Raw genomic sequence first — 13,225 nt, 5'->3', positions numbered from 1 at the left:
GGCAGAGCGTGCGCTCAGTGCAGGTCGGCGACCATACGACGGATGGCCTCGCGGTCGGGCTTGCCCGAGGAGAGCACCTCGATCTCGTCCACCATGATCAGCCGGACGGGACGGGCGTGCTTGCCGAGTTCGTCCTCGACGGCGTCGCGAGCGTGCGCGAGCTGCTCCGACTCGCTGCGGCGGAGCACCTCGCCCCGAGCCGCGACGATCACGGACGCCTCGCCCCAGCGCTCATCCTCCACGCCGACGACCACGGCCTCATGAAGGCCCGCGATCCGGCGGACGATCCGCTCCACACGGTCGAGGGAGATGTTGATCCCCCCGGACACGATCACGTTGTCGGCGCGGCCGTGCACACGGACGACACCGTCTTCGACGAGGCCGAGATCGCCCGTGCGGTACCAGCGGATGCCGTGCTCATCGCGCACGAACGTGCGGGCGGTCAGCGACCCGTCGCCGAGATACCCCTCGGCGAGCATGGGACCGGCGATGCGCAGCTCACCGTCGACCGTCCGCACGCCGACCGTGTCGAGGGGCACACCGTCGTAGACGCATCCCCCACTGGTCTCGGTCGAACCGTAGGTGCGCACCAGTCGCACACCGAGGTCGGCCGCCCGTTCCCGCAGCGGCTCCGGGAGGGCCTGGCCGCCCACCAGGATCGCCCGATAGGCCTGCAGTGCCGCCCGCACGGCGGTGTCATCCGCCGCGTCGAGCAGGGTCGCGACCTGAGCGGGGACGAGGGAGGTGTACAGGTCGGGGATCCCCGCGTTCGACGCAGGCCGCAGCATCTCGAGAGTCGCCTCGGCGAACGACACCGGCGAGAACCGGCCCTCTATCCGTGCCGGTCGCGTGTCGGCGAGGATCGACCGCACCAGCACCTGAAGCCCCGCGACATAGCCGGCCGGCAGCGCGAGCAGCCAGCGTCCGCTGCCGATGCGCGCCGCCGTGGCCTCGGCACTCGCCCGCAGGGCCTCCCCGCTCAGGGCGACCCGCTTCGGGATGCCGCTCGATCCCGACGTCGCGATCACGGCGGCGAGGCCGTCCGCCACGTTCTCCGGGGCGCCGTCCACCATCCCGAGTCCCAGAGCAGGGCCCCCGTCGAGCGCACGCCGCAGGGCTTCCCGCAGCAGAACCGGATCTTCGGCATCCGTGGGGATCAGGGCGGTCATGCGGGTCTCCGACTCAGTAGTGCCAGGGGAAGGAGGACCAGTCGGGGTCGCGCTTCTCGAGGAACGAGTCGCGACCCTCGACGGCTTCGTCGGTGCCGTAGGCGAGGCGGGTGGCCTCTCCCGCGAAGACCTGCTGACCGACCAGCCCGTCGTCGACGGCGTTGAAGGCGAACTTCAGCATGCGGATCGCCGTCGGCGACTTGGTCAGCACCGTGCGCGCCATCTTCAGCGCCTCGCGCTCGAGCTCGGCATGCGGCACCACGCGGTTCACCGCACCCATCTCGTACGCACGCTGGGCGGAGTACTCCTCGGCGAGGAAGAACACCTCGCGGGCGAACTTCTGCCCCGTCTGGCGGGCCATGTAGGCGGAGCCGTAGCCGGCGTCGAAGCTGCCCACGTCGGTGTCCGTCTGCTTGAAACGCGCCTCTTCCGCGGAGGCGATCGTGAGGTCGCAGACCACGTGCAGGGAGTGTCCGCCGCCGGCCGCCCATCCGGGCACGACCGCGATGACGACCTTCGGCATGAAGCGGATGAGCCGCTGCACCTCGAGGATGTGCAGACGGCCGACGGCGGCACGGCCCGCGCCGTCGACGATCGCGGTCTCCGTGTCGGAGTACTTGTAGCCGTCGCGACCGCGGATGCGCTGGTCACCGCCCGAGCAGAACGCCCAGCCGCCATCCTTCGGGCTCGGGCCGTTGCCCGTGAGCAGCACCGCACCGATGTGCGCATCCTGCCGAGCGATGTCGAGCGCGCGGTAGAGCTCATCCACGGTGTGCGGACGGAACGCGTTGCGCACCTCCGGCCGGTTGAACGCGATGCGTGCGACTCCGCCGTCACGTGAGACGTGCGCGGTGATGTCGGTGTAGTCCTCAGCACCGGGCGCGAGCACCCATTCGGCCGGGTCGAAGAGGTCGGAGACGAATGCGGTGGTCACAGCATCCAGCCTATTCCTCGCGCCCGCGGCGAGCGCGCCAGGCCTTCATCCAGCCGTCGATGATGGTCCAGGTCTGGACGGCGATGATGCCGACTCCGGTGATTACCGCGAGGATGCGCAACGTGTCGGCGTCCACCCCGTTGTCGGCGAACACGAACTGCACGAACTCCGGGTTCAGCAGCTCGTCCCGCACGAGAAGTGTCACCGCCCAGGTGGCGAACGCGATCGAGAGCGCCGTGTTGACGACGGCGAGACCGACCGTCCACCGGCGTCGGCGGTACACGGCGACAGCCAGGACGGCGTCGGCGAGCATGATGGCGAGGAGCACGGTCATCCCCCACGGCCAGAGCCCGGAGTTCAGGATCGGGATCGGATCGCCGCCGGTCGGGAAGAACCCGCGGGTCGCATCCCACACCACCGCGGCGACGCCGATGCCGAGGAAGACGAGAGTGGCGATCATGTCGCTGCGCGCGGCGCCGTTCTCGGTCGGCACGGGCAGCTGGTCGACGTCCCACTTCTCCCCCGTGTCGGCACCGGTGCGCTCGAGCACGACGAACACCAGCGTCACCCAGAAGCACACGTGAACGACGACCGAGAGGGTGACGGCGACGATTGCGCCGATCACGTCTCCGACCGGTGCCCCCTCGATCAACTTCGCGATCGCGACACCCACGGCGGCGCAGGCCGGAACGATGATCAGCAGCAGCTTGAGCAGCCGCCACCAGGTCAGGTAGTAACGGGGGCCGATGAGGTGCAGAGGGCGATCCGCATACCCGGCAGCCAACACCCCGGGGTCGCCGAGATCGGTGAGGACCGCGCGCTCGGCGGCCTCTGGCGCCTCACCCTGCTCGACTCGCGCCTCGACCGCATCGGTGATGGAGGCTTCGAGCTCGGCGCGGACATCGTCCTGCGCATCCGGCCGAAGACTACGGATCGTGGCACTGATGTACCGCTCGGTGAGCGTGGCGGTGGTGGTCATGTCAGTTCTCCTCTGCAGTGAGGGACGCGATCGCCGTGGTGAGCGATCGCCATTCGTCGGTGAGGGTGTCGGCGAGGCGGATGCCGGCGTCCGAGGTGCGGTAGAACTTGCGCGGCCTCGCCTCCTCGGTGTTCCACTCGCTCGTGAGGTACTCCTGCTTCTCCAGGCGGCGCAGCAGCGGATACAGGGTGTTCGCATCCGTCGCGAAGCCGCGCTTCTCGAGCTGGTCGAGCAGCGAATAGCCGTAGCCCGGCGTGCGCAGCAGCTGCAGGCAGGCCAGCACCACGGTGCCGCGCCGCAGCTCCTGCAGGTGCGTGTCGAGCGTCTCGTTCATGCAGCCCACATTACTGTGTGTCACACACTATTGTCCAGCGTACGTCTCGGACAGTCCCGGGGCGGACGGGAAGGGGGAAGTAGCGTGGAGTCATGACGCTCGAGATCACGCGCATCGACCCGTTCGACGCCGCGGAGGTGGACGCCTGGTGGGATGCCTATGCAGCCGCCGAACGTGCCGACCGCGGATCCGACATCCCGGTCTGGTCCCGCGAGGAGACGCGCAACGCGATGCAGCAGCAGTCCCAGACTCTCGAGCGACGCCCCCTCCTGCTGCGCGACGACGGCACTGTCGTCGGCGCAGCGGGCCTCGCACTCCCCCTCAAGGACAACACACACGTCGCGCACCTTGCCGTCCACGTGCCGCCGGCGCATCGACGGCGCGGAGTCGGCAGCACCGCCCTGGCCTTCCTCGAGGCAGAAGCCGCCGAGGCCGGACGCACCACCGCGCAGGGCGACACCTCGTGGCCGTACGAGCTCGGATCCGACGGCAAGGGCGCACCCGGTCGCGAGTTCGCCCGCCGCCACGGCTACGCGCTCGCGCTCGGGGACGTGCAGAACCGGCTCGCACTCCCGCTCGACCTCGAGGTGCTCGACCGGATCGACTCCGACATCGCTGCGGCGACCCGGGGCTACTCGGTCCGGAGCTGGATCGGACCGGTGCCGGACGACGTCGTCGAAGGCTGGGCGATCCTCGACGCCTCGATCGATACCGAAGCCCCCAGCGGCGATCTCGACATCGCACCCGCGAAGCCCGACGTGGAGAGCATCCGCGAGCAGGAGGAGCTCCTCGTCAGGCAGAACCGTCTTCCGATCGGCACCGTCGCGCTGACGCCGGAGGGCCAGGTCGCCGCCTACACCCAGCTCGTCGTGTCGGGCGACGACGGCAATGCGTACCAATGGGGCACGCTCGTGCGCCGGGCCGACCGCGGCCACCGCCTCGGCACGGCGGTGAAGATCGCGAACCTCCGCCTGTTGCAGCACCGAGCTCCTCATGCACCTGCCGTCTACACGTACAACGCGGAATCGAACGCACACATGCTCGCCGTGAACACGCTTCTCGGGTTCATTCCCACCGAGCGGATGGGCGAGCTGCAGAAACACCTGGCCTGACGTGCAGCGGTCGCAGGCCTCCCGGGGACAGAATGGGCACATGATCCCGCCGCTCTCAGACCTGCTCGACTCGGCCAGGGTCGTCGCCCTCCCGATGCACAGTCGCTTCCGCGGCGTCGACGTGCGGGAGGCACTGCTCTTCGAGGGACCGGAGGGGTGGGCGGAGTTCTCACCGTTCGTGGAGTACGAAGACGCGGAGGCGGCCACATGGCTCGCGGCCGCGATCGACTTCGCCTGGCGCGAGCAGCCGGAGCCGCTACGGGATCGGATCGGCGTGAACGCCACGGTGCCCGCGATCGAGGCGTCGCGCGTGCCCGAGCTGCTGGCGCGATTCCCCGGCTGCCGCACGGCGAAGGTCAAGGTCGCCGAGCCGGGGCAGACCCTCTCCGACGACGTGGCGCGCGTTCGCGCCGTGCGCGAGACGATGGGCCCCGAGGGCCGCATCAGGGTCGACGCGAACGGAGCCTGGAACGTCGACGAGGCCGAGCACGCCGTGCATGCGCTGGGCGAGTACGACCTGGAATACGTGGAGCAGCCCTGCGCGACGGTGCCGGAGCTGGCGGATCTCCGCAGGCGCGTGAAGTACATGGGCATCCCGGTCGCCGCCGACGAGAGCGTGCGCAAGTCGTCCGATCCGCTCGCGGTCGCCCGTGCCCGCGCGGCCGACCTGCTCGTGATCAAGGCGCAGCCCCTCGGCGGCATCACTCACGCGCTGCAGATCGTCACCGCCGCGGGGCTCCCCGTCGTGGTCTCGAGCGCCCTGGACACCGCTATCGGCCTGTCTCAAGGAGCCGCCCTCGCTGCGGCCCTCCCGACACTCGACTACGACTGCGGGCTCGGCACGGCGTCGCTGTTCCTCGACGACGTGGCCGACCTGCGCCCGGTCGACGGCTCGATCCCGGTCGGCCGCGTGACACCCGATGCGGAGGCACTCAGTCGTCTCGCCGCATCGGACGAACGACGCGAATGGTGGCTCGCGCGCCTCGCCCGCTGCCACTATGAGCTCTCGACCGCCGCACACTGAGGCCGACTGCCGCGGCGAGGACCCCGTCGCACGTCACCGCGGAGGCCCGCCGAGCACCTCGGCGAGGTGGCGCGTGGCGAGGTCGGTGCTGCGCTGACCGTGGCCGCCTTCCGCGCCGAAGATCGTGAGGATCTCGGCGTCGTGCTCCCCATCGGCGCCGAACCAGTGCGGCGTGCGTGTATCGAACTCCGCGACCTCTCCGGCCTCGAGCATGATGTCGCGGTCACCCACGATGAGCCGGATGCGTCCGGTGAGCACATACATCCATGACGACCCCTCATGCGAGGTGAGCTTCGGCTCCGAGGCCTCGGAAGGCACGATGATCTTCCACGCATGCCTCTCGCCCGGCTGGCGTGTGAGCGCCACCACAGTGCGCCCGTTGACCCGCCGCGGGCGCAGCCGCACCCGCGGGTCGCCGGTCTCGGGAGCGCCCACGAGGTCGTCCAGCGACACCCGGTACATGCGCGCGAGCGGCAGGAGCAGCTCCAGGCTCGCGCGCCGCTGACCCGTCTCCAGGCGCGAGAGAGTGCTCTTCGAGATACCCGTGGCCGACGCGACCTCGGCGAGTGTCGTTCCTCGTCGAAGGCGCAGCGCCTGGAGCCTCGGACCGATCTGCTCCAGCGTCGCGTCGATGACCGCCTCGTGTTCGTCCATGGCCTCATCCCATCACCGCCATCCCGCTTTCGGCAACTCGTGTTGCTGTTCAGTGAAGACGCGATCGATGCTGAGGACATGACCGTGACCACGACTTCCCCCCTTCGCTCAGGCACGGCCGGGCTCGCTCTCAGCGTGCTGGTCGCGTCCCTCGGCACCAGCGCCGCCAACGTGGCGCTCCCCACGATCGCCCGACACCTGGATGGCACCTTCTCCCAGACACAGTGGGTGGCGCTCGCGTACCTGCTGGCGATGACAGCGACCAGCCTCACGGTGGGATACCTGGGCGACCTCCTCGGGCGAAGACGCATCCTGGGGATCGGCATCGTCATCTTCACCCTCGCTGCCGTGCTCTGCGCGCTCGCTCCGACGCTGGGGGTGCTGATCGGCGCCCGCGCTCTGCAGGGTGTCGGCGCTGCCGTGATGATGGCGCTCCCTCTCGCCCGTGCCCGCGACATGGTCGCGCCGGAGCGCCTCGGACGTGTCATGGGTCTGCTGGGGACGACGGCCGCAGTGGGCACCGCCTCAGGCCCCGCGCTCGGCGGCCTCCTGATCACGGTGGCGGGGTGGCCGGCGATCTTCGCAGCAATGGCGCCGCTCGGCGTGCTGGTCGCGGTTCTGACCGGCATGACCGATCGCGGTACTTCCGCGGCGAGCGGGCCCCGACGCGGATTCGACATCGGCGGCGTGCTGCTGCTGACGGCGGCCGTCACCTTCTACACGCTCGGCGTGACCTCGCCCGGTGCCGACGGATCCTGGCCGACGATGCCGCTCCTCGGCGGCGCGATCGTCACTGCCGCTCTGTTCGCCCTCCGGGAGGCCCGCGCTTCCCATGCGCTCCTGCCGCCGGCTCTGCTCCGCAATCGCGACGTCTCGATCGGGGCCGTGCTCAACCTGATCGTGGGCACGGTCATGATGAGCACTCTCGTGGTCGGCCCGTTCTTCCTCGCGGGAGGGCTGCACCTCGCTCCGGCCGCGATCGGGGCGACCATGGCCGCGGGACCGCTCGCCTCCATCTGCACCGGTGTGATCGCCGGCCGCGCGGTCGACCGGTTCGGCACGCGGCTCATGACCACGGCGGGGCTCTCGGCCATGGTCGCCGGAGCCCTCGCGCTCGCGTTGCTGCCCTCCTGGTGGGGGCTCATCGGATACATCACGGGCACTGTGCTGCTCGCCCCCGGGTACCAGCTGTTCCTGGCGGCGAACAACACCGGAGTCCTGAGTGCGACGCCGACAGAGCACCGCGGTGTGACGTCAGGATTGCTCGGCCTTTCCCGCAATCTCGGGCTCGTCACTGGCGCCTCCGTGCTCGCGGCACTCTTCGCCGCAGCCTCCGGCGCAGCAGAGATCGCAGCAGCCACGCCGGAGGCGCTCACCGCAGCACTGAAGGTGACGTTCCTCGTGACGGCTGCGCTCCTGGCCGGTGCCGCACTGCTCTCCCTCGCAGCGAGCCGTCAGACCTCGAGGGCTCGGGGAACGGCGACGCCGACTACGGCTCGATGAGCAGCTGCACCAGGCGGCCGAGCTCCTCGCCACCGGAGTGCCGAAGCTGCGCGTCGTCCTGGCCGGCCATCGCTCCTCGCACGGTCATGCCCTCCCAGATGATCATGAGCATGCGCGCGGCGATCTCGGCCGGGAGCCGCAGCCGCAGCAGGCCTGCCGAGATGATGTCGTCGACGATCTGCGCGATGCTCGAGACCATCTCGCGCTCTTGGGCGAGATACGCCTCGCCGAACCTCGCGTCGCGCAGGGCACGGATGCGGATCTCGCTGAGCAGCATGACGCCGAGGCGGTCGTCTCCGCCGAGCTCCATGATCTGCTGCACGAGATCGATCGGATCGCACCCCTCGACGAGGGCACCGGCGGCGGTCAGCTCCTCGACACGGGTGCGCACCGCGTTCACGCGCACTTCGGAGACGCTGGCGGCGAGCATGAGGAACAGCTCGTCCTTGGACTCGAAGTTCGAGTAGAACGCGCCGCGGGTGAAGCCGGCTCGCTCGCAGACCGCTTCGACCGATGCTCCATCGAGCCCGACCTCGGCGAAGACCTGCGCCGCCGCTTCGAGCAGACGGGCACGCGTGTTCTCACGGCTGCGGGTTGCGGGTGTCGACATCGAAACCTCCTGACCCTTCACTCTCGCATGATTCACACCCTGCACACAGGCTTGGCCGGGCGGGTCACCTTACGATACATCTATGTATCGGATACACCTGTGTATCCACCCCGCACCCCTCGGAGGATCGCGTGTCCACACTCCTGTCCTCGCTCGGACGCTGGTCCTTCCGGCACCCGTGGCGAGTCCTCGTGTCCTGGCTGCTCGCGCTCGGCATCGCCGGCGCCGGGGCACTCGTGCTGGGAGCGGGAACAGACAACACGTTCTCCATCCCCGGAACCGAATCGCAGGCCGGTCTCGAGCAGCTCTCCCGTTCGTTCCCGCAGGTGAGCGGCACGAATGCGCAGTTCATCGTGGTCGCCGCCGACGGCGACAAGATCACGGATGACGACTACCGGGAACACATCGAGGACGCCGTCGACGAGCTGGGCGACCTCGACGGTGTGCTCGCCGCCACCTCGCCCTACGACGAGATGGTCAAGGGCATGATCAACGAGGACGACACGGCGGCCATCGTGCGCGTGCAGTTCGACGGCGAGGCCACCGACGTCTCGGACACGACGAAGGATGCGCTGCGCTCGGCCGTGAGCGACCTCGACTCCGTGCTTCCTTCCGGCTCGCAGACCTCGCTCGGCGGCGACCTCTTCGCGATCTCGATCCCCGGCGTCACCCTCACCGAGGCGGTCGGGCTCCTCATCGCGCTCCTCGTGCTCATCGTCACGTTCCGTTCATTCGTGGTGGCCGGGCTCCCCCTGCTCACCGCGATCCTCGGCGTGGGCATCTCGATGGCCGGCATCTTCACCGCGACCGCCTTCGCCACCGTCTCCTCGACCACCCCGCTGCTGGCGCTCATGCTGGGACTCGCGGTCGGCATCGACTACGCGCTGTTCATCATGGCGCGACATCAGGATCAGGTGCGAGAGGGCGTGGATCCGGAGGAATCGGCATCCCGTGCCGTCGGTACCGCCGGATCGGCCGTCGTCTTCGCCGGCGTCACCGTGCTCATCGCACTGATCGGCCTCGGCTTCGCCGGCATCCCGTTCCTCACCACCATGGGTATCGCGGCCTCCGCCGCCGTCGCCGTCGCCGTCGCGATCGCCGTCACCCTGACCCCCGCTCTGCTCGGATTCATGAAGGGCAAGGTCGTCGGTCGCCCGAAGAAGGTCAAGGCGCCGAAGACGAAGAAGAGCGCGGCATCCGAAGCGTCGGAGGAGCCGAAGCCCGTCACGGCCCCGGCGAAGGGCAGCGCCCGCTGGGTCGGGGGCGTCATGAAGCACCCCGTGCTGGTGTCGCTCGCCGTCGTCCTCGGACTCGGGATCGTGGCCGTGCCCGCGCTGAGCCTCGACCTCGCCCTCCCCAACGCCGGCGTGCTGCCGAAGGACTCCGAAGCCCGGCAGAACTACGACCTCGTCGGCGAGCAGTTCGGACCCGGGTTCAACGGTCCGCTGATCCTCACCGGCACGATCGTCACCTCCACCGACCCGCTCACTCTGATGGAAGACCTCGGCGACGCGGTCGCGAAGGTCCCCGGCGTGAAGGAGGTCGCCCTCGCGACGCCGAACGAGACCGCCGACACCGGCATCGTGCAGATCATCCCCGAGACCGCACCCGACGATCCGGCGACGGCCGACCTCGTGCGTGAGCTGCGCAGCCACCACGAGGAGTGGCTCGACGAGTTCGGCATCGACCTCAAGGTCACCGGCTTCACCGCCGTCGGGATCGACATCTCCGACCAGCTCGGCAACGCGCTGCTGCCGTTCGGCATCTTCGTGATCGGCCTCTCGCTGATCCTGCTGACCATCGTGTTCCGCTCGCTGTGGGTGCCGATCACGGCTGCGGCCGGATACCTGCTCTCGATCGTCGCCGCCTTCGGCGTGGTCGGGGCGGTGTTCGAATGGGGATGGTTCGCCGACCTGCTGCACGTCGCCAAGGTCGGGCCCATCATCAGCTTCATGCCGATCATCCTGATGGGCGTGCTGTTCGGTCTGGCCATGGACTACCAGGTCTTCCTCGTCTCCCGCATGCGCGAGGACTTCGTGCACGACAAGGATGCGACGAGCCCGAACCGTGCCACCCGGCGGGCCGCCGCGCTCCGGGCCGTGCGCAGCGGTTTCACCGGCTCGGCGAAGGTCGTGACCGCAGCCGGGCTCATCATGTTCGCGGTGTTCGTCGCGTTCGTCCCCGAGGGCGACTCGTCGCTCAAGCCGATCGCGCTCGGCCTCGCCGCCGGCATCGCCTTCGACGCCTTCCTGGTGCGGATGACGCTGATCCCCGCGCTCATGGCGATCCTGGGCGAACGCGCCTGGGAGCTCCCGCGCTGGCTGGAGAAGATCCTCCCCCGCGTCGACGTCGAGGGCGAGGCCGTCGAACGCGAACGACACCTGGCCGCATGGCCAGGCGACGGGTCGATCGTCGCCGCCGACGACCTCGAGATCAGCGCCGATGCGCCGCTCATCGAGGGTCTCTCGGTGCGGATCCCCGAGGGCGGTGCCGTGATCGCGACCGGTGGCGACGTGCGCACCCGCCGGGCTCTGGCCCTGACGATCGCGGGACGCCTGACCCCCGCGGACGGCAAGCTCAGAGTCGCGGGGCACCTGCTCCCCGGACGCGCCGCCTGGGTGCGCTCTCACGTCGGCTGCGTACTGGTCGACGATGCGGATGCCGCGCTCGGCGACCTCGCCGAAGCCCTGCGCGGAATGTCGCAGATCGTCGTGATCGACGGGATCGACCGCCTGAGCGGCGGACAGCGCGACCAGGCGACGGCGATGTTGCGCGATGCCGCGGCCTCCCGCACGCTCGCGGTGTTCGCCACTGCCTCCGACGCCGATTCGGCACGGACCACCCTCGCCGAGGCCGGACGGCCCGACGCACAGACTCTCGACACGCGTGCTCCTCGCCGGAGCGCCGCAGAATCCACCGAGGTGACCGCATGACCCTCCCCATCGAGCGCGCGCGCTCCCGCAAGCCCATCACGTGGCTGACCATCCTCGGCGTGCTGCTGCTGCCGGCGGCGGTCGGCGGCATCCTGGTCGCGGCCCTGCAGAACCCGACGGAGCGCCTCGACTCCATGACCGCGGCCATCGTCAATCTCGACGAGCCTGTGACCATCGACGGGCAGATGACTCCGCTCGGGCGCCAGCTCGCCGCGGGTCTCGTGGAGGGGTCGGACGATCTGGATTCGAACCTCACCTGGGTGATCTCGAACAAGGACGACGCGGCCGACGGACTCGCCGACGGCTCCTACCAGGCCGTCATCACGATCCCCGAGGACTTCTCGACCGCGGCCACCTCGGCCGGCACCGCGATCTCCGACGGCGGAGGCAAGGCCGAGCAGGCCACCATTACGGTGACCACGCCGAAGGACGGACTCGTCGCCGACGACCTCATCACGGGTCAGCTCGCCGATGTCGCCGCGTCGACCATGGGCACGATGCTCTCCGAGGCGACGACCGAGAACATCCTGGTCGGCTTCACCACCATCGGCGACCAGATCGGCGACGCGGCAGACGGCGCGGTGAAGCTTGCGAGCGGGGCGCGGGATGCCGCCACCGGAGCCGCCGCGATCGCCGACGGCGCCACGAAGCTGGCCTCCGGGGCGGGCGAGCTCGGGACGGGTGCGTCGTCGCTCGCCTCGGGCCTCGACACGATCGCGGGCAAGACGCGTGAGGCCGCGGCAGGTGCGGCGCAGATCGGATCCGGGCTGACGGCCGGCGGTGCCGCGCTGCAGCAGAACATCGGCGGCACGCAAGAGCTGGTCGGTGCGATCCAAGGCGCCTCGGCATCGGCGAAGTCGGCGGCCGACGGCTCGCTGGCCCTGGCGGGACGGCTGGGGACGCTGCAGCAGACGGCATGCGCAACCCCGGTGAGGGACCAGGCGCAGTGCGATCTGTTCACCTCCCTCGCATCCGATGCGGGTGCGGTGGCCCAGAGTGCAGGAACCGCGTCCGGCACCCTCAACAACGAGAAGGTCGCCGGTGGCGTCGCTGCCCTCCCCGGCACCTTCAGCACTCTTGCGTCCAGCATGACGCAGGCCGGTGCGGGCGCCACCCAGCTGTCCTCCGGCCTCACTCAGCTCGCAGACCAGGGCATCGGCGCATCCGCCGCCGGAGCCCGTGGCCTCGCGTCCGGTGCGACCCAGCTCTCCAGCGGAGCGACCGCTCTCGCCGATGGTGCCACCGAGCTCACGACCGGGCTCGACACCCTGGCGACCGGTACGGGTGACCTCGCCGGCGGGCTGCGCACGGCATCCGATTCGCTCCCCTCGTTCAGCGACACCGAGTCGAAGTCTCTCGCCTCGGTGATCGCAGACCCGGTGTCGTCGAACTCGTCGATGAACACGATCTTCGGCCCGACCGCCATCCCGCTGCTCGCTGCGGTGGTGCTCTGGTTCGGCGGACTCGCGACCTTCGTGGTGATGCGCGCCCACACCGCTCGCACCCTCACCTCTCGCCGGTCGTCGGCCACGCTCACGCTGCGGGCGTTCGCTCCCGCGGCACTGATCGGCGCGGGTCAGGGGCTGCTGGTGTCGCTGATCGTGCAGGTCGTGGCCAGCTACGACGCCGGCACCTGGTGGGCCTTCGCAGGTACCGCTGTGCTCGCCGGTGTCGTGTTCGCCGCCGTGAACCAGGCGCTCGTCGCCCTGTTCGGCGGGATCGGACGCTGGATCTCGGCCCTGGTCGGAGTGCTCGCGGTCGCGACGGGTCTGGTCTCGACGGTGCCCGGCTGGCTCGCCGGTATCGGGGCCGCCCTCCCGACGGCTCCGGCCTTCGCGGGGTTGATCACCGCCAGCGGCTCGGCGGTCGCCGCTCTGGTCGTCTGGGGCGTGCTGTCTCTCGTGGCCACGACCCTCGCCGTGACGCTGCGGCGCACGACCTCGGCCAAGGCGGTCCTCGCCACGGCCTGACTC

General features: G+C 70.0%; 11 protein-coding genes. 5 read left to right on the top strand and 6 right to left on the bottom strand.

The genetic code is table 11. From position 1 onward, the window contains the following. Positions 1–14: 14 nt before the first annotated feature. Genes F6W70_RS13415 through F6W70_RS13400 form a run of 4 tightly spaced genes read right to left on the bottom strand, consistent with a single transcriptional unit; the run spans position 15 to position 3,416 of the window. Positions 15–1,169 carry an AMP-binding protein gene (locus F6W70_RS13415; protein WP_151486985.1) on the bottom strand — a complete coding sequence of 385 codons (1,155 nt, stop codon included), beginning with the start codon at positions 1,167–1,169 and terminating at the stop codon, positions 15–17. A 13-nt stretch (positions 1,170–1,182) separates the two neighbouring features. Continuing rightward, positions 1,183–2,103 carry a 1,4-dihydroxy-2-naphthoyl-CoA synthase gene (locus F6W70_RS13410; RefSeq protein WP_151486984.1) on the bottom strand — a complete coding sequence of 307 codons (921 nt, stop codon included), beginning with the start codon at positions 2,101–2,103 and terminating at the stop codon, positions 1,183–1,185. A gap of 10 nt (positions 2,104–2,113) precedes the next feature. Beyond that, positions 2,114–3,082 carry a permease prefix domain 1-containing protein gene (locus tag F6W70_RS13405; RefSeq protein ID WP_127481904.1) on the bottom strand — a complete coding sequence of 323 codons (969 nt, stop codon included), beginning with the start codon at positions 3,080–3,082 and terminating at the stop codon, positions 2,114–2,116. A 1-nt stretch (position 3,083) separates the two neighbouring features. After that, positions 3,084–3,416: a PadR family transcriptional regulator gene (locus tag F6W70_RS13400; protein WP_055870057.1), complete on the bottom strand. Its 333-nt coding sequence runs from the start codon at positions 3,414–3,416 to the stop codon at positions 3,084–3,086. 92 nt (positions 3,417–3,508) lie between these two features. Here F6W70_RS13400 and F6W70_RS13395 point away from each other — a divergent pair, with 92 nt between their 5' ends. Then, positions 3,509–4,528, top strand: a complete 1,020-nt coding sequence (locus tag F6W70_RS13395) for a GNAT family N-acetyltransferase (protein WP_151486983.1) — start codon at positions 3,509–3,511, stop codon at positions 4,526–4,528. A 40-nt stretch (positions 4,529–4,568) separates the two neighbouring features. Continuing rightward, positions 4,569–5,552 (top strand): o-succinylbenzoate synthase, encoded by a 984-nt coding sequence (locus tag F6W70_RS13390; RefSeq protein ID WP_151486982.1) that lies wholly within the window; start codon positions 4,569–4,571, stop codon positions 5,550–5,552. Between the two features lie 33 nt (positions 5,553–5,585). On the opposite strand, the gene F6W70_RS13385 is transcribed toward F6W70_RS13390, so the two are convergent. After that, positions 5,586–6,206, bottom strand: a complete 621-nt coding sequence (locus F6W70_RS13385; protein WP_141386849.1) for a helix-turn-helix domain-containing protein — start codon at positions 6,204–6,206, stop codon at positions 5,586–5,588. Between the two features lie 84 nt (positions 6,207–6,290). Here F6W70_RS13385 and F6W70_RS13380 point away from each other — a divergent pair, with 84 nt between their 5' ends. Next, positions 6,291–7,709, top strand: coding sequence for an MFS transporter (locus tag F6W70_RS13380; RefSeq protein WP_318278901.1), 1,419 nt, complete (start codon positions 6,291–6,293; stop codon positions 7,707–7,709). On the opposite strand, the gene F6W70_RS13375 is transcribed toward F6W70_RS13380, so the two are convergent. Next, positions 7,696–8,319, bottom strand: a complete 624-nt coding sequence (locus F6W70_RS13375) for a TetR/AcrR family transcriptional regulator (RefSeq protein ID WP_055870043.1) — start codon at positions 8,317–8,319, stop codon at positions 7,696–7,698. The two genes, F6W70_RS13380 and F6W70_RS13375, sit on opposite strands and share 14 nt — an antisense overlap. Positions 8,320–8,450: 131 nt before the next feature. On the opposite strand from F6W70_RS13375, the gene F6W70_RS13370 reads away from it, so the two are divergent. Both F6W70_RS13370 and F6W70_RS13365 read left to right on the top strand, forming a co-directional pair. Next, positions 8,451–11,252: an MMPL family transporter gene (locus tag F6W70_RS13370; protein WP_151486980.1), complete on the top strand. Its 2,802-nt coding sequence runs from the start codon at positions 8,451–8,453 to the stop codon at positions 11,250–11,252. Beyond that, entirely contained in the window at positions 11,249–13,222 is a 1,974-nt protein-coding gene (locus F6W70_RS13365; RefSeq protein WP_151486979.1) for a YhgE/Pip domain-containing protein, read from the top strand. The genes F6W70_RS13370 and F6W70_RS13365 overlap by 4 nt, the downstream gene beginning before the upstream one ends. Positions 13,223–13,225 lie beyond the last annotated feature (3 nt).

Source organism: Microbacterium maritypicum (assembly GCF_008868125.1).
In the GTDB taxonomy this organism is placed as follows: domain Bacteria; phylum Actinomycetota; class Actinomycetes; order Actinomycetales; family Microbacteriaceae; genus Microbacterium; species Microbacterium maritypicum.
This window is presented reverse-complemented; position numbering and strand designations above follow the sequence as displayed.